Consider the following 20,993-nt stretch of genomic DNA (forward strand, 5'->3'; position numbering starts at 1 on the left):
GGAGACAACACATGGTAGAACTCACTATTGATGGACAAAAAGTACAGGTTGAAGAAGGAACAACCATACTAGAAGCGGCGCGCAAGGTGGGCATCGAAATCCCCACCCTTTGCAGCCATCCCGACCTCAAGCCGTATGGCGCTTGCCGCGTTTGTGTCGTTGAGGTCAACCGCAAAGGACGCTCTGTGGTCAGCACTTCCTGTGATTACCCGGTGGAAGAGGGGATGGAGGTCAAGACCAATTCCCCCGAAGCTGTCCGTACGCGCAAGATGATGATTGACCTCTTGCTCTCGCGCGCTCCCAACGTGCGGCCATTACAGCTTCTGGCGAAGCAGTATGGCATCGAGAAGGCCAGCTTTCCCACGGATCATCCGGAGGAAGATTGCATCCTCTGTGGGCTCTGTGTGCGTGCGTGCGACGAAGTTGCGCAGAAGAACGTGATTGGCCTTGTGGATCGCAGCCAAAAGCGCCAAGTGAGCACGCCTTTTGGTCAGCCCTCTCCAGAATGTGCCACCTGTGGCAAGTGTATCCCCTATTGTCCGACCGGCGCCATTGCCCATGTGCCCGGCATCGTGGTCAAGGGCGTGGGCGGGCTGTGGGTACGGCTGCGCCAAGTGGTGCAGTTGGGACTGTTGGCGCTGTTCCTGTACCTCGTGTGGAACACCACCAGAAAGGGAGTAGAGTCGCTGCCAATCAACCTCTTCAGCCGCTTCGATCCACTGATGGCGCTTGTCTCCATGCTGGGCTCCAAGCGCTTGATTGCCAATATGATCCCCGGCCTGGTCACCATCGTTGTCACGCTTTTGCTCGGCAGGGTCTGGTGCGGTTGGATCTGCCCTCTGGGGACGGTGCTGAACCTGTATGGTCCCAACAAAAACCCGCGCATCCCTGACAAACTGCGCCAGGTCAAATATTTCCTGCTCTTTGCCTTCATCGCCGCGGCATTGCTGGGCAGCCTGGCTCTGATGTGGTTAGATCCCATCACAATTTTTGTCCGTCCATTGGCTGGAGCGGTCTTTCCGGCCATTCTGCAGAAGCAAGCACCCGTGGCTGTTCCCAAGGGACTGGCTGCTGCGCGCGTAGCGGAGATTCCTTTGCGCCCTGTGGTGCATCCATTGCTGGCAGTGCCTTTGGTGATCGTGCTTGCCCTGAACTTGTTCGCCAAGCGTTTCTGGTGTCGCTACCTTTGCCCTCTGGGCGCGTGGGTAGCCTTCCTGTCCAAATTCTCCTGGATCAAGCGCTACATAGACAAGAAGATCTGTCTGGAATGGGGACGCTGCATCCCAGTCTGCCCTATGGATACCATTGCCTATGAGGATCTGAGCAGCGATCCTGGAGAATGCCTGATGTGCCTAGACTGCCTTGGCGTCTGTCCGTCTGGCGCTACCAAGTTTGGCCCGCAGCCGAAGCCTGGTTTCGGCTACAGTTATGATCCCTCACGCCGGCAGGTGCTGGCCTCGCTGGTGGTTGGTTTAGGTGGAGCAGCACTGCTCAAGACCGATATGCTCAAGAGCAAGAACCCCTACCAACTCCGACCACCGGGAGCGAAGGAGGAAGAGTTCCTGACCAAGTGTATTCGCTGTGGCCAGTGTGTCAAGGTCTGTCCGAACAATGCTCTGCATCTAGCCTTGTTTGAGGCTGGGCTGGAATCCATCTGGTCGCCGTTGCTTATCCCGCGCATCGGCAACTGTGACTATGACTGCAATGCTTGCGGACAAGTCTGCCCGACCCAAGCCATTCCCAAACTGCCACTGGAAGAGAAACGCAAAGCCAAGATTGGCACAGCCGTGGTGGATTTCGACAAGTGCATCCGCTGTCTGCTCTGTGTTACGAGGTGTCCCGTGGAGGGGGCATTGGTACAGGGCGCAGTCGAAGGCCGCAAGGGCAAGTACCCCATCGTCAACCCAGACCTATGCATTGGCTGCGGCACTTGCGAGTTCGTCTGCCCGGTAGAAGGCGAATCAGCAATCCGCGTGCAGGCTGTAGGCACTGTCCCGCGTACCTAATACGTACAACCTCCCGCTGGTCAGAAACCTACGGGAGGTTGCTTTCTATTGTCAGCAAAGCAATTTGGTGGTATAATAAAGTAGTAACGCAGCCAACTCATTCCCCATGTCATGAGGTGGTGAGGCTGAGAAAAGGAGGGATGATGCCTCGTCTTGGCGTACCAGAACTGCTGATCATACTCGTGATTGTGATCTTAATCTTTGGTGTGGGCAGGCTGACAGAACTCGGCGCTGCCCTGGGTAGAGCAATCCGCGAGTTCCGCGAGGCAACGAAGCCAGAGGATGATAAGAAGGAAGCAAGAGGGAATAAGCAGTGAATCTTTTTAATATCGGTCCCATGGAATTGCTCTTCATTCTGATCTTGGCTTTGCTTATCTTTGGTCCACGCCGTTTGCCACAGATAGCAAGGGACATTGGCAGGGCCATCGCGGAGTTCAGGAAGGCTTCCGAGGAACTGACTACGGAGCTGCGCAAGGAAATAGAGAGCACCGAGGCCGCGCTGGAAGAAGCCCAGAAAGAAGTCGCGGAATCTGCAAAGGCGGCTTTAGAGGGAACGACTCCGACGAAAGAGACGCCTGCTCCACCACAACAGGGCAGGGAGGCAGCAGAGACTACCGTACCTTCCCTAGAGGAGTCCGCAGCAGAAACAAGCCTACCGGAAGAGTCCCCCGCATCGTCGGAGCAGGGTGAGGACAAATCACCCGATGAATTGCTCGGCTGAAGAACGAGGCTTCCACTATTCGCAGGGAGCGCCTTAGAACGAATGCGCCATAGGTGAAAACAGCCATGGAAGAATGGTTCGCGTTGGTGCAGAGCGCTCTTTCTGCTCTGCCCCGTCCGAGCGACACGGCAGAAATGCTTCACAACGCGGGACTGCTGCCCGCCGAGTGGGACATGCTGGTAAGCTCTTACTTGTGCGAGCCCCCACCTTCTGTGGATCTATTGGCAGAATGGTTGCCCTATACTGCACCGCAATTATGTAAGGCGCGTCTGACTGCTTTGCTAGAAAAGGGCTTCCTGCAGGCGTTGAACGAGCAGGAATGTCTCCTGACCGACAGAGCAGTAGAGTTAATCGAAACGTGGGTTGAGCGAAAACGGGCACAACTCGCTGCCCAGGCTCCTCTCCCTTGGCGAGACCTGCGTCAACTGGCGCATCTACTGTCGCGCATCGTGCAGGCAGCCCTTGCTGCGCCTCCTCCACCGCATAAAATTCACTTGCTGGGCAATCAGCGCTTGGCGCCCTCTGCCGATGCAGCACCGATGATGCACATTGACCAATCCTTGACGGATTTGCTCTGGTTTCGCGACGATGCTCATATTGCTGCTTGGCGTGAGCATGGCTTCGATGGCCCCTCCATCGAAGTGCTAACCCTTGTGTGGCGTGGCGAGGCAACAGATCTGGATGGGCTGAGTGCTATGCTCAGCGAGCAGCGTGGCTATTCTCGGCAGGACTATGCCCGTGTTGTGGCGCGCTTGCAGGCGCGTGACTTTGTGCATGTCTCCGCAGCAGAGTTGAGCGTAACTCCCGCCGGTCGTGCCGTGCGCGAGGAAATCGAAAGCACTACCGATCGTTATTTCATGTTCCCCTGGACTGCCTTGTTGCCGATAGAGGTACGACAACTGCGCGATCTACTGCAGTGCTTCGTGCATGCGAGCAGCGCGCCCTTTACGCCATGAAGCGTTTGCTATGAACAGATTGGTCAAATCATTTGACGGAGGACGATCATCATGCCCCAATTCCCTTGGCTCGATCCCAATCCCTTCTATTTCCCCGGTGGCTCAGTGGGTTGCCTGCTCATCCACGGCTTCACCGGTTCGCCGCCCGAGATGCGTCCCATGGGCGAGTACCTGGCCCAACAGGGCCTGACCGTCTCTGGCCCGCTCCTGGCTGGGCATGGCACGACCCACGAGGACCTAGCCCGCACCACCTGGGAGGACTGGTATGCTTCGGTCGAGGCGGATTATGACCATTTGCAACAGCATTGTCAGCAAGTGTTCGTAGCTGGGTTTTCCTTGGGTTCGCTCCTGGCCATGCATCTGGCTGTGCAACACAAACTGAGCGGTCTCATCCTGCTTGCCCCGGCGCTGCAGGTGCGGGACTGGCGGCTGCAATTCGTGCCACTCCTGCGCTTTTTCATCAAAGAAATGCCCAAGGACAACGACCCCAAACATTCGGATTTGACCGACCCTGAAGCCTACAAGCGCTTCTGGTCGTACGACATTATTCCCATCCCCGCCAGTTACCAGTTATACCGTCTGCAGAAAGTGGTGCGCGCGGAACTGGGGCACATCCGTGTTCCTACGCTGGTCATCTACTCCACCAGGGATATGTCCATCTCTTCACAGAGCGGACCGCTGACGTACCAGCGCATTGGCTCGGAGGATAAGGAACTGCTCGTGCTGCACAACTCCGGGCACGGCCTGGTCGTGGACAGCGAACGCCAGTTCGTCTTCCAGAAAGTGTACGAGTGGATCACGGCACGCCAGCGCATCAGCGCATAGGGCAGCTTTTCTAGTCACTTTCTTCTGCTGGGCGTGGGCAACAGCCCATGCAAAAAGCCCCTCTCCTACAGCGTAGGAGAGGGGGCAGGGGGTGAGGCAATCCGAGCGCTGAAGCGCTCACTACAAACCCGCCAAGAGACGGCGGACTGTTGTCCGCCCGGAGCAGGCATTAAGCATAGCCAGGGATTTCAATCCCTGGCACTTGTGAGCGCTAAGGCGCTCACTACAAGCCTCTCTGCTCACGCTAATCCTTCTACCCCCACCTCCTCGCGTCCTTCCCCGTCCATCTCTTCCATCTTGCCCGTGACGGTAAAGACCACACGCTCGCAGATGTTGGTCACACGGTCTGCAGTTCGCTCTAGGTTGTGCCCAACCCACAGCAGATACGTGGCTTGATCGAGGATGCGTGGGTCAGCGAGGATGAGCGTAATCAGCTCGCGATAAACCTGATTGTACAGCGCGTCCACCTCTGCGTCTTCTTCAGGAATGGCACGTGCGAGTTCCACATCGCGCTGCACAAAGGCTTCCAACGCCCGATGGAGCATGGAGCGTGCTTTCTCTGCCATGCGCGGCAAGTCAATCAAGGGCTTGATCAGTGGCTTTTTCCCAATCATCAAGGCAATTTTGGCAATGCCCTTGGCATAATCCCCCATGCGCTCCAACTCGGTCGTGATCTCCAACACCGCGGCCAAAACGCGCAGATCGCCAGCCATAGGCTGCTGCGTCGCAATCAACATGAGGGCATCTGACTCGATGGCAAAGCGCTTCTCGTTGATGGCACGATCTTGTGCGATCAACTGCTTGGCTGCTTCCAAATCCTGTCGCTTCAGGATGTCCACCGCCCTGACCAGAGCCTCCTCTACCATGCTGCCCATGACCAGCAACTCATCCTGCACCCTTTGCAGATGGCGCTCGAATGTCTCTCTTACCATAGTGTTCCTCTCTTTCTAAATCGCGGCTTTCTTCATCCAAAACGTCCCGTGATATAGTCCTCCGTGCGCTGGTCCCGTGGATTGGTGAAAATCTGCGTGGTCAAGCCATATTCCACCAGCATGCCCGAGCGGCGCTCGTTCATCCAGAAGAAGCCGGTATAGTCCGAAACGCGTGCTGCTTGCTGCATGTTGTGCGTGACGATGACGATGGTGTATTGCTGCTTCAAGACGCGCATCAGTTCCTCGATGCGCAAAGTAGCAATGGGGTCCAGCGCCGAACAGGGCTCGTCCATCAGAATCACCTCGGGCTTGACCGCAATCACGCGCGCGATGCACAGGCGTTGCTGCTGTCCCAACGACAGAGAGAGGGCATCTTGGTTCAGGTTGTCCTTGACCTCGTCCCAAAGGTCAGCTCTGCGCAGGCTCTCCTCGACGATGTCGCGCAGATTGTTACCCTTGTCCAATCCCAGCACGCGCGGTCCGAAGGCAACGTTGTCGAAGACGGACTGGGGGAATGGGTTGGGACGCTGAAACACCATCCCCACCCGTTGCCGTAACGCCACTACATCCGTGCCAGGAGCATAGATGTCCTTGCCATCCAGTAGTACCCGTCCCGTCAGCCGCACACCGGGAATCGTATCGTTCATGCGGTTGAGACAACGCAAGAAGGTGGATTTGCCGCAGCCCGATGGCCCAATCAGTGCGGTGATATGCCGTTCCTGTATGACGACATCCACGTTCGACAGCGCTTGAAAACTGCCGTAGTAGAAGTCTAGTCCTTCTACTGCGATCTTGCTCATGCTTATCCAAACCGCCCCGTAATGTAATCCTCAGTCCTCTTATCCCGCGGAGTTGTGAACAGCGCCTTCCCAGGCTGATGCTCGATCAGTTCGCCCATCAGGAAGAAGGCGGCATAGTCCGCAACCCGCGCTGCTTGTTGCACACTGTGCGGAACCAGCACGATGGTATAATCGCGCTTCAGTTGGTTAAGCGATTCCTCCACTTTGGCCGTTGAGATGGGGTCTAACCCCGAAGTGGGCTCATCCAGGAGCAAAACCTCTGGCTGCAGAGCTAGGCTGCGCGCAATGCACAACCGCTGTTGCTGCCCACCCGAGAGGTGGTTAGCCGCGTCATCCAGGCGGTCTTTGACCTCATCCCACAGCGCGGCCTGGTTGAGGCTACGCACCAGGATTTCCTCCAAACGGTTGCGATCCTTAATGCCAGCCAACTTGGGGCCATACAACACATTTTCGCGCACCGTGCCGGGCAGAGGCAGCGGCAGAGCAAAGACCATCCCTACGCGCCGCCGTAACTCGGGGACATCCGTGCCTGGGGCATAGATGTCCTGCCCATCGAGCAGAATCCTGCCCGTCATCTGCGTGCCTTCCACTAGGTCGTTCAGGCGGTTGATCAGGCGCAGCAGAGTCGTCTTGCCACCCCCGGCTGGACCCAGGAAGACCGTGATAGCGCAAGCCGGCACGTCCAGGGTGATATCCTTCAGCGCCGGCACGCCGCTATAGGCATAACTTACGTTCTCAACGCGAATTTTGGGATTGAAACTCGCTTCCATTACCCCTTACGTTTCCCGTTTTCCGTTTTCCTTCTCCCGTATCCTACCACTGCCTCCTCCGCCGGAAATAACTGCGGATAAGCGTCGCCACAACGTTCATCGAAAGCACCACTGCCAACAGGACGAGCGCTGTGCCGTATTGGATGTGGGCAGGCATGCCAGGAACCTGGGTGCTGATGACGTACAAGTGATAGGGCAAAGCCATGGTCTGATCGAAGGGCGAGCGAGGCAGGCGAGGCAGGTAGAAGGCAGCCACTGTGAAGAGGATAGGTGCCGTCTCGCCCGCCGCGCGCAGCAAGCCCAGGATGATGCCGGTGATGATGCCGGGCAGTGCTTGGGGCAGGACGATGTGACGAATGCCTTGCCAGCGCGTTCCGCCCAGGCTAAAGCTCACCGTGCGGAACTCCATGGGCACGGCACGCAGCGCCTCCTCCGACGTGCTGATGATCACCGGTAGGGTCATGATGGCCAACGTCAACGAGCCGGCCAGGATGGATGTGCCGAACTGTAAGAACAGCACGAACAGCCCCAGTCCGAAAAGCCCATACACAATGGAAGGGATGCCGGCAAGATTGACGATTGCCAGGCGAATCGCGCGGGTAAGCCAGGTATCCTGCGCGTACTCGGACAGGTAAATGGCCCCGCCGACGCCCATTGGGATGCACACCACTGCCGTGCCCAGGGTCAATAACACCGTGCCAACGAGTGCGGGGAAAATGCCCCCCGCCTTCATCCCATCCCGAGGCATAGAGGTGAGGAATTCCCAGTTGATGGCTACGAGTCCGCGCAGGACGATATTACCGATGACCAGCAGAATGGGCAGCACCACGACGATAGCTGCCAGACCGAGCAGGGCAAAGCCCATGCGTTGAACTTGGTGGCGATTCATCGCAGCCCTCCTCGTCGTCGCTTGGTGAAAATGGCTCTAGCGGCAGTCAAATTGATGAAAAAGGTCACCACGAAGAGGATGATGCCAATAGCGAAGAGCGCCCGGTAGTGCACGCTCCCTTTCGCCACCTCGCCCATCTCCGCTGCGATCGTGGCGGTCATGGTGCGCACCGGGCGGAAGAAGGAATCGAGGCTCAGCGGCATGCGCGCGGCATTGCCCGTGACCATCATCACCGCCATCGTCTCGCCGATAGCACGTCCCATGCCCAGCATCACTGCCGTGACGATGCCCGACCGAGCGGCTGGCACCACCACGCGCCAGATAGTCTGCCATTGCGTGGCACCGATGGCCAGCCCAGCATCGCGGTAACTCTTGGGTACGGCATCGAGGGCATCTTCTGCCACGCTGATGATCGTGGGTAGTGCCATGTAGGCCAGAATGAGGGCGCCGGTGAAAGCGGTCAGCCCCGTCGGTGCCCCCAGGATTTCGCGCACATGCGGGGCCACGAACGTCATGCCAAAGAAGCCCAGCACGACCGAAGGGATGCCCGCCAGCACCTCGATGAGCGGTTTCAGAATCTCGCGTGTCCAGTTCGGCGCTACCTCGCGCACAAATACAGCCGTTGCCACTCCCAGCGGCAGGGCAATGGCAATGGCAGTGATCGTGACGAACGCTGAGCCCAAAAGCAATGGCAGCACGCCGAACATGCCAAAGGTGGGGTACCAACGCACGTCGAGGAAATTTGCCAGCGGCACCTGGGCAAAGACGGGCAAGCCCTCGCGCAGCAAAAAGGCGAAAATGAGCACGACCAGCCCAATCGTCGAGATGCCCAGCACTTGTACCAGAGCTTCTATGGCGAATTCAGCCCACCGCGAGCGTCTATCATGCATACTGTGGTCTCACCTCATCTTCAACGGCACAAACCCCAATTGACTGACCAGCGCCTGCCCATCGCTCAGGATCCATTCCAAATACGCCTTGATCTGTCCGCGTGGCTCTCCTGCCGTGTACATGTACAAGGGACGTGCGATGGGGTACGTGCCGTCGTTGACCGTCTCTACCGAGGGCAATACATACGGGCCACCGTCGTCCTCAGCCACTGCAATCACCTTTTGATCTGGCGTGACATAGCCCAAGCCATCGTAGCCGATGGCATTGGGATTCTGGCGCACTTCGCAGCTAATCCCTTCCGAGGAAGGCATCAATAGCGTCTCAGGGGAGAAGAGCAAGGTGCTTTCCTTCTTTCCCAGGCGGATGACATTCTCCAGAAAATACACGTAGGTCCCGGAATTCGACTCGCGTGAGAGCAGGACGATGGGGCGGTTTTCGCCACCGACCTGGCGCCAGTTCGTGATCTTCCCCGTGTAGATGTCGGAGATTTGCTGTAACGTGAGCTGTTGCACCGGATTGGAGGGGTGCACCACCACGGCGATGGCGTCGCGTGCTACGGTGAACTCAACGGGGTTGATGCCGTTGGCTTTTGCTGCTGCAATCTCCTCGGGTTTCATCTCCCGTGATGCATTGGCAATGTCCACCATGCCATTGATCATGGCGGCAATGCCCGTGCCCGATCCGCCGCCGGTGACGGAGATGCGCACTTCGGGATGCAATTGCATGTATGCTTCGGCCCAGGCCAGAGCCAGGTTCACCATCGTGTCCGAGCCCTTGTTCTCGATAGTCTGGACGGGCATGTTTGCCGGGGTTTGTCCGGGAGATGGCTTGGAACGGCACCCCCACATCAATGCCAAAAAGCCCAGCAACACCATGCTGCGCATTGCAACGTCGAAGAGGGACTTGCCAGCCCTCATTGCGCCATTGCCCTGACCCAGTTCGTGTTCCCTCGAACCACTCGCATCAATCATCTCGACTGACAATTGTACCCAGTAGTTCCGTGCGCGTCAAAAAGCTGCCTGCTCTTCTTTTGGCACAAGGCTCTCTACAACCATCTCAGCACCGCGGCGGAGAAACTAGCCAGGCTCTTGGGGAAATAGAGCTTGGCATAGGCACTCTGCGGGAGCAACTTGGCAGCTATGTCCGCCGGCAAAGTCACATCTTTTGACTGATCGCTCCGCTAGCAGTACTATTAACCCAATTGGCAGGTGAATACAAAGAGTGCCCTTGTGCGTAACTCCATGCCAAGAAAAGGAGGGTTTGTTGCGATGAAACAGAAACGAGTGCTGGGCATTGTGGGCAGCCCCAGGCGGGGCGGGAATACCGAGACCCTGGTGGATGAAGCATTGCGTGGTGCAGAGGAAGCGGGTGCGTCAACGGAAAAGATTATCCTCAGCACATTGGACATTGCGCCATGCGAGGGCTGTGATGCCTGTGAAGATAGCGGCGTATGCATCCACGCGGATGACATGGAGGGCTTGCTGCGCAAGATGTCCGACAGCGACGTGTGGGTGCTAGGCACGCCCGTGTACTGGTGGGGGCCGAGCGCGCAGTTCAAGACGTTCGTTGACCGCTGGTATGCCAAGGTCTTCCGCGACGAGGACAAGGCGATGTTCCAGGGGCGGCGCATCGTTCTGGTTGTTCCTTTTGGCGATAGCGAGGTGAAAACGGCCCGCCATGTGGTGGGCATGATGACAGACGCATTGGATTATGTCGAGGCGGAGCTTTTTGCCACCGTGTTGGCGCCAGGCGTGAACGATCCGGGCGAGGTACGCCAATATCCAGACGTGCTGGCTGCAGCCTACCGCGCAGGGAAAGAGGCAGTAAGCCGATAAGGGCAAACACAAGGTTTGCCTCTACGGGATAGTCCAAACGGGATTCATTACAGCATGTAGGGGCGAATCTCGCATTTGCCCAAAAGAGATTTCGCGAGGAGAAAAAACGATGAAACATAAGATGACCAAACGCGAACGGTTGGAAGCGACGGTGGCTGGCTATCCGGTGGATCGGCCGGCGATCGCGCTGTGGCGGCATTGGCCTGGCGATGACCAACGCGCTGCCAACCTGGCGCGCGCCACACTCGATTTTCAACGCATGTACGATTTCGATTTCGTCAAATGCATGCCCGCCAGCAACTATTGCCTTGCCGATTGGGGCGCAGAGTCGCGCTGGCTGGGCAATGAGGAGGGCACGCGCGAATGGGGACGGCGGGTGATCCAGCATCCGGAAGACTGGACGCGCTTGCCTCTGCTCGATCCCGCTCGGGGCATGCTGCACGAGATGCACCGTGCCCTGCAACTCATCGGTCAGGGGCTGGGACGGGACGTGCCCTTCATCTGGACCATTTTCAATCCCCTGGCCCAGGCCAAGAACCTGGCAGGCGATCTGCTGCTGGCGCACATGCGCCAATACCCCGATGCACTCAAGGCAGGGTTGGAAACCATCACCGAGAGCACCATTCGCTTCATCGAGGAGGTGCGCGATACTGGCGTCTCGGGCATCTTCCTCGCGTTGCAACATGCCACTCACGATCTGCTCACCGAGGCGGAATACCGCGAGTTTGGCCGTCCCTATGACCTGCGCATCCTGGGGGCAACGGAAGGGATGTGGTTCAACGTCGTACACCTGCACGGCGAGCATGTCATGTTCGACGTAGTGGCTGACTATCCGGTGCAGGCTATCAATTGGCACGACCGCGAGACACCACCCTCGCTGTCCGAGGCCAAGACGCGTTTTCGCCGCGCTCTCATTGGCGGATTGCACCGCATAGATACCATGCTGCGCGGCACGCCAGAGCAGGTGCGTGCGGAAATCCACACTGCCATCGAGGAGACCGGTGGGCAGCGCCTCATCGTGGGCACAGGCTGTGTCATGCTCCTCACCACGCCGGTGGGCAACATCCGCGCCGCACGCGAGGCCGTGGGGATCTGACGCCCCTCACTGATTGCTCGTCACTCCTCATCCTATGGCGTCGGGAACAGGCTAGGCGTGGGTGCGGGAGTAGGCGGTGGGGGCAGCGTGGCTATGGGCGTCTGCACAGGTGCAGGTTGCCACATGAGATGGGTGGGATCCAACGGCGCGACACGCCCGTAAATGTCCCCCGCCCACATCTGCCCATCTGGAGCCAAAGCCAAGATGCAGATGCGCTCATCCAAATTGGTGGCCTCTTGCCAGTTCTGCCCGTTATCGGTAGAGCGGAGCAGCACTCTGGCTTCGCTTCCTCCATACAGCCCTTGCACCACCAGCACGTAAACCATCTGCTGCTCGGCGGTGCCTGGCGGGAAGAGGAAATGACAGGCCAAGATAGTGTAGTTCAACGCTGGGCCAACCTGTCTCCAACTCCGTCCGCCATCGGTAGAGCGCAGCAAGCCGTACTGTTCCGCGGCAATGAACGCGGTTGTGTCTTGGCCAAAGCGTGGCGATAAAGCTAGCCCCTTGATGAGGTAGGTAGGAATGGGAAGCACGCCGATGCGCAGGATATTGCCTGTTCGCTCCGATGGGGCATAGAGAAGCGTTTGCCTGGCATATTGCTTGTCCTCGGCCAGGGCAATGAATGTAGGCTTCCCGACGCCGGTGAGTGCCATGGCGATGTGCGTGGCCACAATGGGCGAGAGACGTGTCCAGCTCTGTCCAGCATCCTGAGTGTGGAAGATGCCGCTGTCGCCGGCGAGGAGCAGCGCAGTCCCATCCTGGCGGAAATTGGGGGATAAGGCCATGCCCCGCACGTGCAAGTCGGTTAGCCCAGTCATAGCAGGTTGCCAACTTCGGCCCCCATCTTGCGAACGGAACAGTCCGTAAGGTTGCCAGAATTCACTGGAGAAGGCAAAGAACATACTGCTATCACCTGGCGCCGCCAGGATAGCAGGCTTGCCTGGAGTAGGTAATGCCCCTTTCACCAATAGCCAACCCCTGCCATCCCGCCGCAGCAGGCCAAGCACGCTGCCGGAATCCGCCTGGCTCACTGCCAGAACCGTCCCATCGGCGCTGATGGCCAGTTGCTGCACTGGATGGAGAGGCAGCACATCCACCTCCTCCATTTCGGGCACAGAGAGTTGCCCGGGAATGAAGGTCAGCACGTCAGAGCTATTCGCAGCGGCTGTGTACAGACGGTGCCGTGCCGCGCTGAAAAGCGCGAACGGGGCATAGGCAAGGTTCAGCGACTGGTAGCCAATCACGTTGGCCGCGCTGGCATCTACCGTGACCAGCCCACCCCAATCCACTACGTACAGCAAGCCCCTTTCTGCATCGAGGAACAGTGGGCCGCCCAGCCCCTGCAAATGTGCCACCAGGTCGCCATTGCTCGTGTAGGCGGCTAGATCGGTGCTCGGAAAAGCGCTTGCCACCCAGATGCGATCGGGTCTCTCATGCACAGCCAGTCCGCGCACGAATTGCTGGTATGCTTTGATGGGGCGTTCTATCCTCTGCAGGGTCGCTCCATCGTAAATCTGCAGCCAGGTGCTGGCGCTGGAGCCTGGGGAATTGTTGCTCATGATGACGAACAACAAGTCATGTACCTGGTCGTAGTGGGCTTCGATGGCCCCAGGTACCACAAGCAAGGGATCCGTGCGCACCGTATCCTGGATCGCTCCACTTATCTGATACGTGGTGCTGTCCACGACATAAACGCCTTGCTGGGTGATGAAGATGCGGTTGCGCGGCAAATCCGCGGCGATCTGTCCCGCTTTGGGGATGGATGCCACGAGCGCGCCGGTGGCAGCATCCAGCACCAGCGTGACATCCTGTGCGAAATCCGCCACATAGAGCCGGCCATTGGCCACAGCCATGGGGGCGCGGAGCATGGCGTCGAAACCAGGGATCAGAATGTTGGACCATGTGCTGAGCAAATTCAGCATGGATGCATCCAAGACGTGCACAGCGCCGCTGGAATCGAGCACGAACAGACGACCCGAAGTGTCATCCAGTGCTGCACTCACCAGACGGATGCCCAGATGAATGGGCGCAGCGGCTTCGCCGGTTTGCATGCGAATGGCAGTCAGCATTTCGCTGGCCACTCCGCTTTGGCGCCAACTATAGAGCACACCCCGGTGAGCGAAAACTAAGCGGGGGTATCCAACATAGGTCCAATTCATATAGGGAGTGTTCACGCTTCTCACCACTTGCCCGGACCCTGTGTCCACTGTACGTATCCTGGATTGAGGTTCCTCCGCTTTGCTGTCCTCCAGGAGCAGGAGATTGCCGCTATCGCGATCCAGCACGATTTGTCCGATCTCCCAGCCTGGGTCAGGTTCCCAGTAACTTGTGGACAGGCGTGTGCCCTGTATGAGGACCACGCGCTTGGGGATGGTAGGCTGGGATGGCTCGGTCAGCACATAGGTTTGATCGCGATGCGGGGCAGAGAGGATGGTTACGATGCGCCCACCAGGGGCGATGCCGGCTTCGTGGCGCAGGTCCTCCAGATGATAGACCGCGATGGCTTCACTGCCCGGCCCGGTGGCATAGAGCAGGCCAGCGTGGTGGTTCACGGTCAACCAGGCAATGGAGAAGCCCGGGCCAGATTCTGGGAGGGTGACCTGTGCTTCCTCGGCCAAGGTCCGGGCATGTAGGCGACGCAATACCCCTTCGCCAGCAACGTACAGCCGCTCTGCACTTGCATCGAGAGCCATCATACTCACATCATCCACTCTGCCTAGAATGGTGCCTAGTGGCTCAGTGCCAGCGCCCGTGCTCACTACGAGCAGTCTATTGCCTGCGTTGCTGCCCCGGTCTACGATGTACAGGCGCGTGCCATCGCTGGACAGCGCTACCTGCGGAATCTCGATGAAGGCAGCGGGCATTGGCACAGAGGTACGCACCTGAGCACGATTCAGGTCCACCATCGTCAAGACGCCCTGGCCGATGCTGGCATCACCACCCGACGCCAGCACGTAGAGCAGCCCACGCGCATTATCCACAGCAGTGGCGCGGATGTCGTAGGTATCTCCAGCCGGCACACCCAAATCAGTGCTACCGGTCGCTTCCGGGGTAGGAGACGGGGAAGGCGAAGGCGTGTACGTGGCGAATGGATAGGGCGTTGCAGTAGCGGCAGCAGGCGTCGCAGTAGGGCTAGCCAGCACCGTGGGGGTAGAAGTGGGCGTGGGCGTCCTGAAGATGAGTTGGCAGCCAGTGGTCAATAACAGGGCCAGGCACAGACCTGCAATTAGGCATATGCGACGCATGTTCCCCTCCGCTTCCGTTTTTACACATTACGTTTTTCTATACGTGCTTTCCCAGCCACTCCACCATCATGTCAAAGACCTGTTGCTGTTCGGGTTCGTTGTGCATCTCGTGGTACAGGCCATCCCACAGTCTGAAAGTGCAATCGCCCGGGACACGTGCGGCAAATTCACGGCTGGCCTGCGCGGAACAGATAGGGTCGTCTGCACCGTGCATGAGCAGGAGCGGCAGTGGGAATTCCGCTGCGTGCTCCAGGGCCCATTCGCCGGCCGTGAGCATATCCATAGCCAAGCGTGCCGAGACGCGGTTGTGCACGAGTGGGTCCTGGATATAGGCGTCCACCACCTTTTGGTCGTGGGCAAGTCCCCGTGGGTCCAGTTCATTGCTCAGAGAGAAGGCGGGCAACAGGCTGTACAGCGTCTTGCCCAGCCAGAGCTTCCATGCGGGCGGCTGGAAGGCTGTGCGCAGCAAGGGTGAAGTGACGATGGTGCCAGAGAGTTGTGGCTTGCGGCGCAGGGCATAGCTCAGCACCAGGATGCCGCCCATGCTGTGGCCGTACAGGAAGAGCGGATGGTCTGGGAAACGCTGCTTCGCTTCCTGTAGGAATTGGCCGATGTCATCTAGCAGAGCATCCCAGGAGGGAGCGTGCCCGCGCTGTCCCTGCGATTTTCCGTGTCCGCGCAGGTCAAAGCCCAGCAAGACGTAGCCAGCACGGTTCAGCGCCGCCGCGACGTGATGGTAGCGACTACTGTGTTCTCCCAGGCCATGCACCAGGCAGACCACAGCACGAGGCGTGTCCTCTGGAAGCCAATCCCGGGCAAAGAGCTGCAAGCCATCAGAAGTCTGGAATGTGCGTTCAGAGCTTGGCACTTGGCACCTCCATTGGTGTGAGATTGTCGTGCAGTTATATGATACTGTCAAATGAACCAGAGGGCAAGTGGGGGAGTGAGGCATGTTGCGTGAGGTTTTATCGCCTGGCGTGGAGTTCGTAGTGAGCGCTTCAGCGCTTATTGGTGCCAGGGAGTGAAATCCCTGGCTAAAAATGACAAGCCCCTTTCAGGGGCTTGCTCACGTTCAGCCGAGGAATTCACTCCCCGACCAAGGAATGCTGGGCATGGGAGCCCAGCCTGCTGCGCCTTTGCAGAGGCGGCTCCCCCTGGGTGAGTTTGTAGTGAGCGCTTCAGCGCTTATTGGTGCCAGGGATTGAAATCCCTGGCTAAAAATGACAAGCCCCTTTCAGGGGCTTGCTCACGTTCAGCCGGGGAATTCACTCCCCGACCAAGGAATGCTGGGCATGGGAGCCCAGCCTGCTGCGCCTTTGCAGAGGCGGCTCCCATGCCGCCATCGTCCGGGCACTCTGTCATCGCGAGCCGCCGCAGGCGGACCACAGGCCGTCACGAGCAGTTGAGTGGCAGCCATCAACGAATAGGGGAACGAATAAACGAATGGGTAGTGATTCGTTCATTCGTTTTGGCGCAGCCATTCGTTGACGGCATCCCTGCTCCAGGCGGACAACAGGTCGCCGTCTCTTGGCGTGGACTGTTGTCCACGCCGAGCAGAAGAAGGCGGCTAGAAAAGCCGCCCTACCTATTCAAGGCTTGGTAGCGGGTCCGAAAATGCTCCAACAACCTCAGATGTAATGTAAATAGTTGCCAATTTTACTGGTTCATGGTAAAATGATGTTGGTTGCTGACAGCTAACCCCTGAACTAGGGAAGTACGGATAGGATATGGTGATCTGGAAGTTGCCTTAGGACCTCTATCCAATTCACCTGGCCCAGCGCTTGCTGAAAGCGAAGAACAGCCGTGAAACCAAGAGGCCGAAGTTGCTTGCCTAAATACAACATTGGTGCGCACTTGCTCATGGCCAAGGCTTTGAACCATGTTCCCTTTTTGCGCAACCCGCTATGTATGCACAGGTTGTGCGAGCAATGGCGGACCCTGCACGCCCGATATGACTCCCGCACTCTGGGCTTTGCTCCCCGATCACACGAGATTCTAGGAACCTCTTATTTCCCGACGTTTGGACCAAATGCGCCTAGCGCGGGAACCGCTTGGTTCTCACGGTCATGCTATACTTGAGGTAGTGAAAGCATTGAGCAAAGGAGGGGCAGCATGGACTATGAGCAATGGCTGCCGGGTCAAGGACGTGACAACACAATCCGTCGTACGGCGCGCGTCCTGGAGATCATCCAGCAGATTGCTGTAGCACCGCATCGCTGGAGCCGACGGGCCCTGGCCGAACGCCATGAAGTCTCCGAGCGGATGATCCAGAAGGATTTAGAACTCATTCGTTACCGCTTGGGCTTGTCTCTGGTGCACGAGAACGGCACCTATTACTTCGAACGGCTTCCCCATCTGCCAACTACAACCTATTCTTTGCCCGAGGCTTTGGCACTGCTGGCGGCAGCACGGGCAGCGCAGGCTATCCCCGGCATCAATTCAGCGGAACTGGCGGCAGCAATCGCTAGGCTAGAGTCCATCTTTCCGCCGGAATTCGGGCGCTTGGTGCGTGAAGCCACGGAGAAACTGCCTCGCCAAGCGATCAAAGCACACCGTCAGATCATGCTTTCCCTATTGCACAGAGCCTTGGCCGAACGGAGACGGGTTAGGATGATTTATGCCACCGGCTCCCGTGCAGGCGAAGTGAGCGAACGAGTGGTGGAGCCATATCACATCATGGCTTATGGCCGTTCCTGGCACCTCATTGCCTACGACCATTGTCGTGGGGAGGTGCTCCAGTTCAAGGTGGACCGTGTGCAGGAGGCCGAGATACTGGATACGACCTACACTGTGCCCCGGGATTTTGACGTGGATGCTTATCTGGGTGATACGTGGGGACTGATGCGTGGGGCGGCGGGGGAGCCGGAGCGGGTGGTGCTCCAGTTTGAGCCACAAGCTGGGCGATGGGTGGCAGAGGAATCGTGGCACAAAAGCCAGGAATGTGAGGTGCTGCCCGACGGCTGCGTGCAGGTAACCTTCCACGTCGGCGTGACACCGGAGATGATCAACTGGCTGCTCTACTACGGCAGTCGAGTGCAAGTTCTGGAGCCGGCCTGGCTGCGGGAGCGCGTGGCAGAGGAGCATCAGAGAGCGGCGGAGATGAACCAAGTTGGCGCTTGACCAACACGGTGATACAAGCCAGTAGAGCTGTGGCTCAACGTGTGAACAGCGATTCAGGCACTGTTGTGAGGGAGTTTGTGGCTGGAGATCGCATAGGAGATAAGCCAGAGGTGACAAAAATGGCTGGATAAACGCTGAATCCATGCGTGTATCACTACTATCCGATCCAAATATGGGGGTGCAAGTCATGGAATATAACGTTATCTATAAAGCAATTGAATGGATGTTGAATCGTGGTTGGAAGCAGCTGACAGCTAAAAGCCGCTACTTCGAGCAGAGCTTGTTTGAACATGCATTGGTAGAACTAGATGCTTTGCTTCAAATTCTGCCGATCCTCAGGTTACCTAACCATTTCAACTTATCCGAGGAAGAAGAAAGGGTGCTCATCATGTCGCTTGTCGCCCATGATGTAGGAAAGGAGCGACCTGAGTGGCAAGAATATATTTTGGGGCGGCGAGGTTTTGTGCCAGACATTGACCCTGCCTTGACCAAAAAGGTTGTGCCCGATCTTGCCCAAGCACTTGGCTTTGAGGGGCTCAATGAACAAGTGATAGCGGTTATCGAGAACTGCGTGAACCTGCATATGAGCGGTGCGCGGGGTGATGCCAATGTTGTCCAGGCTATATTACAGGGCACAAATCGGTGGTATACCCTGGCGAACATCGTGTACCATATTGACAATATCTGCTCGGCCAAAGGGGTGTTCGAGGCTATGAATGCTCTGGAGCGAAGCCCCCTGCGAAAGCACCTTGAGCCAGCATACCACCAAGTGGTTATTCGGGGCGTCTCCACGACGATGTTACATCGGGCTGCTTTGGAAAGCTTCGTAGAAGCTGGCTGGCGACCTCTATTGCACTTCAGCAATGCCAGTTTGTACGTTTGCTCGGCTGCACAACGCGTGCTGGAGCCTTCTGCCAGCAATATCAAGTATAAATTGTCAAATATCCTCGAAGAAGCTACAGGGCGTGAGGTAATAGAATTCATGGTCGGCAGCCCCGTTGCTAGCATCATGCCCAAGCCCGAGCTATTCGACTATCGCGAGGTACGGCAATATTTAGAAAACGCAGCGAAGAAAATCGGGCGTGTTGCTTTTGCAAAGAAGGAAGAGAATGCGCGAAAAAGTACTGTCACCACATACTTGACCTTCAAACGTTTATCCGAAGAGGGCTATGAACTTAGCAAACTAACGATTAAGCAGGCCAAAGGCTCATCGCTTTGGGATGAGATCGCCACAGCACTAAGCCCGTCCGAGCTTGCATTGCAAACGGAAAGGATCAGTGCTGCCTATCCGGAAATGATGGTCTTCAAGTTCTTCAAGGCGATGATGGAAAAGGAGATAGTCGGCAATGAAGGTGCAGAGATTGCCCGAAAGGAGTACGAAGCGGTGTTCGGGCCAGGTTCATGGGCCGCACTGCTCAGCACCTCGACTCTCATGCCTGCACAGGATATGGCCAAGACAGTAGATCTTTTTTGGAAGCTTCCAGGCCGGCGATTTGAATTATCAGTGACCAAGGTAGAAGAACTCGAGCCGAAGGAGCGCACTGAGTTGTTGATCGATACCCTTACGAACATCGCTAATCAAGTCTATGCTGCAATAGAACAGCCACCTACCCGGGCCACGCTGGCAGGGGAGATGGCGGCAGGTTTTGTCCAAGACTTGGTGCATCCGGTGGAGAAAGTAGATCTGGCTGAGCTGGCGCGTCATCAATTGGAATTCTATGCTGCCTCCAAGCCCGTTGCTGGCAAGGAACTCAAAAACGCCCAATTCCTCTGTCCTATCTGTAACTCACCCTTTGAATCGGGCACCAAAGCGAAGGCAGATTTCATCAACAAGCCCGAGTCCCACACCAACCGCGCCATCTCTCACGGACCCTTTGGCTACGTAATGATCTGCGATACTTGCAAGTACGAGCGCATCCTACGCCAGCTTCTCTTGGGAGAAAGAGCCAAGGAGTTAATCGTGATCTTTCCCCGCATGAACATCGGACCGGGAGCAGGTGAACTACTGGTTCGCAAGGCTCAAGCCCTCTACGATAAAGCCTATGCTATCATGACAGGCGAAACTACAGACCCCGATCAGCGAATTTGGCTAGCATTCACGCCTATTATCGCCAGCAACATTCTGGATCGTGACATCTATCGCCTGACACCCGAGCAACTTGTCGATCTGCTTTCGTATCGCACAGGAGAGCAAGACCGCCGCAAGAACTGGCGTGAACTAAGCAAGGCCATCAAGGAAGCGTACGGTGAGGATTTGGAAGGAGCTAACCTGGAATGGGGTACCGAGTTCGCCACATGGGAAGAGGCTATTGACGAGGTCATTGCTAATCGGGTTGACGATCCCACGGTCCGCCAGATTCGGGCCGAGGTTTATGGGCTCCGCCCGCAGATGAAACTGGTTTGCCAAACACCACATATGATTATGCTGCCGATGACCTATTCCATTGTCCTGGGTGATGACTCCGAGACTAACGCGGCGTTGCGGCGGGTCTTTGTAGCCCTCTTGTTGGGCCTGGCCTTGGATGCTTCAGTGGCCATCGTCCGAGACAGTGAAGAGATTGACTTCCAAGGTGGGGAAGGCGTGGCCTATGTGCCCCCGGTGGCGGCGGCAAGAGCACTCATCGGTACCAACTGGGTCCCCATTCACCAGGCCGAGCGCTGGCTTCGAGCCATTGGGCTGGCTAGCATTCTGGCTAGTGCTGGGCAGTACTCTGAGCGCTCTGGCCTTTTCGAGGTACTGACAGCACCAACCCTAGGTCACATTCTGAGACGGATCGAACAACAGAGGGAGAAGGATCAAAGAAAATTTAGCTACCAAGATATTGCTTACCTTAAAGCCTTTGGGGAGGTGATGCCTATGGTGCATTAGTGAAATTCCAGCCAATATTGACACCGATTCAATTAGAC

Annotated in this window: 17 protein-coding genes; 9 read left to right on the plus strand and 8 right to left on the minus strand. The window is 57.4% G+C overall.

The genetic code is table 11. From position 1 onward, the window contains the following. Positions 1-11: 11 nt before the first annotated feature. The 5 genes from H5T67_06730 to H5T67_06750 all read left to right on the plus strand — a co-directional run bounded on the left by H5T67_06730 (position 12) and on the right by H5T67_06750 (position 4,508). On the plus strand, positions 12-2,006 hold the full coding sequence (locus H5T67_06730) for a 4Fe-4S dicluster domain-containing protein (GenBank protein ID MBC7245014.1): 1,995 nt from the start codon (positions 12-14) through the stop codon (positions 2,004-2,006). Between the two features lie 143 nt (positions 2,007-2,149). Beyond that, a complete protein-coding gene (tatA, locus tag H5T67_06735) occupies positions 2,150-2,323 on the plus strand; it encodes a twin-arginine translocase TatA/TatE family subunit (protein MBC7245015.1) in 174 nt (57 codons plus the stop codon). Further along, on the plus strand, positions 2,320-2,727 hold the full coding sequence (gene tatB, locus H5T67_06740; GenBank protein MBC7245016.1) for a twin-arginine translocase subunit TatB: 408 nt from the start codon (positions 2,320-2,322) through the stop codon (positions 2,725-2,727). Before tatA ends, tatB begins: the two co-directional genes overlap by 4 nt. Positions 2,728-2,792: 65 nt before the next feature. After that, positions 2,793-3,683: a hypothetical protein gene (locus H5T67_06745; GenBank protein MBC7245017.1), complete on the plus strand. Its 891-nt coding sequence runs from the start codon at positions 2,793-2,795 to the stop codon at positions 3,681-3,683. 51 nt (positions 3,684-3,734) lie between these two features. After that, a complete protein-coding gene (locus H5T67_06750) occupies positions 3,735-4,508 on the plus strand; it encodes an alpha/beta fold hydrolase (protein ID MBC7245018.1) in 774 nt (257 codons plus the stop codon). A 239-nt stretch (positions 4,509-4,747) separates the two neighbouring features. Here H5T67_06750 and phoU read toward each other — a convergent pair whose 3' ends face one another. The 6 genes from phoU to H5T67_06780 are packed head-to-tail and all read right to left on the minus strand — an operon-like array spanning position 4,748 to position 9,761. Then, a complete protein-coding gene (gene phoU, locus H5T67_06755; protein MBC7245019.1) occupies positions 4,748-5,440 on the minus strand; it encodes a phosphate signaling complex protein PhoU in 693 nt (230 codons plus the stop codon). A gap of 32 nt (positions 5,441-5,472) precedes the next feature. Continuing rightward, the gene (locus H5T67_06760; protein MBC7245020.1) at positions 5,473-6,240 is read right to left on the minus strand and encodes a phosphate ABC transporter ATP-binding protein; all 768 of its coding nucleotides are present in this window, start codon (positions 6,238-6,240) and stop codon (positions 5,473-5,475) included. Positions 6,241-6,242: 2 nt separating this feature from the next. Next, positions 6,243-7,010 (minus strand): phosphate ABC transporter ATP-binding protein, encoded by a 768-nt coding sequence (locus H5T67_06765; protein ID MBC7245021.1) that lies wholly within the window; start codon positions 7,008-7,010, stop codon positions 6,243-6,245. Between the two features lie 43 nt (positions 7,011-7,053). Continuing rightward, on the minus strand, positions 7,054-7,899 hold the full coding sequence (gene pstA / locus H5T67_06770) for a phosphate ABC transporter permease PstA (protein MBC7245022.1): 846 nt from the start codon (positions 7,897-7,899) through the stop codon (positions 7,054-7,056). Next, the gene (gene pstC, locus H5T67_06775) at positions 7,896-8,789 is read right to left on the minus strand and encodes a phosphate ABC transporter permease subunit PstC (GenBank protein ID MBC7245023.1); all 894 of its coding nucleotides are present in this window, start codon (positions 8,787-8,789) and stop codon (positions 7,896-7,898) included. The genes pstA and pstC overlap by 4 nt, the downstream gene beginning before the upstream one ends. 9 nt (positions 8,790-8,798) lie before the next feature. Then, entirely contained in the window at positions 8,799-9,761 is a 963-nt protein-coding gene (locus H5T67_06780) for a PstS family phosphate ABC transporter substrate-binding protein (protein ID MBC7245024.1), read from the minus strand. Between the two features lie 297 nt (positions 9,762-10,058). On the opposite strand from H5T67_06780, the gene H5T67_06785 reads away from it, so the two are divergent. Beyond that, a complete protein-coding gene (locus H5T67_06785; GenBank protein MBC7245025.1) occupies positions 10,059-10,625 on the plus strand; it encodes a flavodoxin family protein in 567 nt (188 codons plus the stop codon). A 109-nt stretch (positions 10,626-10,734) separates the two neighbouring features. After that, complete coding sequence (locus H5T67_06790; GenBank protein MBC7245026.1) at positions 10,735-11,721, plus strand: uroporphyrinogen decarboxylase; 987 nt, start codon at positions 10,735-10,737, stop codon at positions 11,719-11,721. A 32-nt stretch (positions 11,722-11,753) separates the two neighbouring features. Here H5T67_06790 and H5T67_06795 read toward each other — a convergent pair whose 3' ends face one another. Both H5T67_06795 and H5T67_06800 read right to left on the minus strand, forming a co-directional pair. Beyond that, positions 11,754-14,966: a hypothetical protein gene (locus tag H5T67_06795; protein ID MBC7245027.1), complete on the minus strand. Its 3,213-nt coding sequence runs from the start codon at positions 14,964-14,966 to the stop codon at positions 11,754-11,756. 37 nt (positions 14,967-15,003) lie between these two features. After that, positions 15,004-15,918, minus strand: coding sequence for a lysophospholipase (locus H5T67_06800; protein ID MBC7245028.1), 915 nt, complete (start codon positions 15,916-15,918; stop codon positions 15,004-15,006). A 1,160-nt stretch (positions 15,919-17,078) separates the two neighbouring features. Here H5T67_06800 and H5T67_06805 point away from each other — a divergent pair. Then, positions 17,079-18,086 carry a WYL domain-containing protein gene (locus H5T67_06805; GenBank protein ID MBC7245029.1) on the plus strand — a complete coding sequence of 336 codons (1,008 nt, stop codon included), beginning with the start codon at positions 17,079-17,081 and terminating at the stop codon, positions 18,084-18,086. Positions 18,087-18,273: 187 nt separating this feature from the next. Further along, positions 18,274-20,955 (plus strand): hypothetical protein, encoded by a 2,682-nt coding sequence (locus H5T67_06810; protein ID MBC7245030.1) that lies wholly within the window; start codon positions 18,274-18,276, stop codon positions 20,953-20,955. Positions 20,956-20,993 lie beyond the last annotated feature (38 nt).

It is taken from the genome of Chloroflexota bacterium, from assembly GCA_014360905.1.
In the GTDB taxonomy this organism is placed as follows: Bacteria; Chloroflexota; Anaerolineae; order UBA2200; family UBA2200; genus JACIWX01.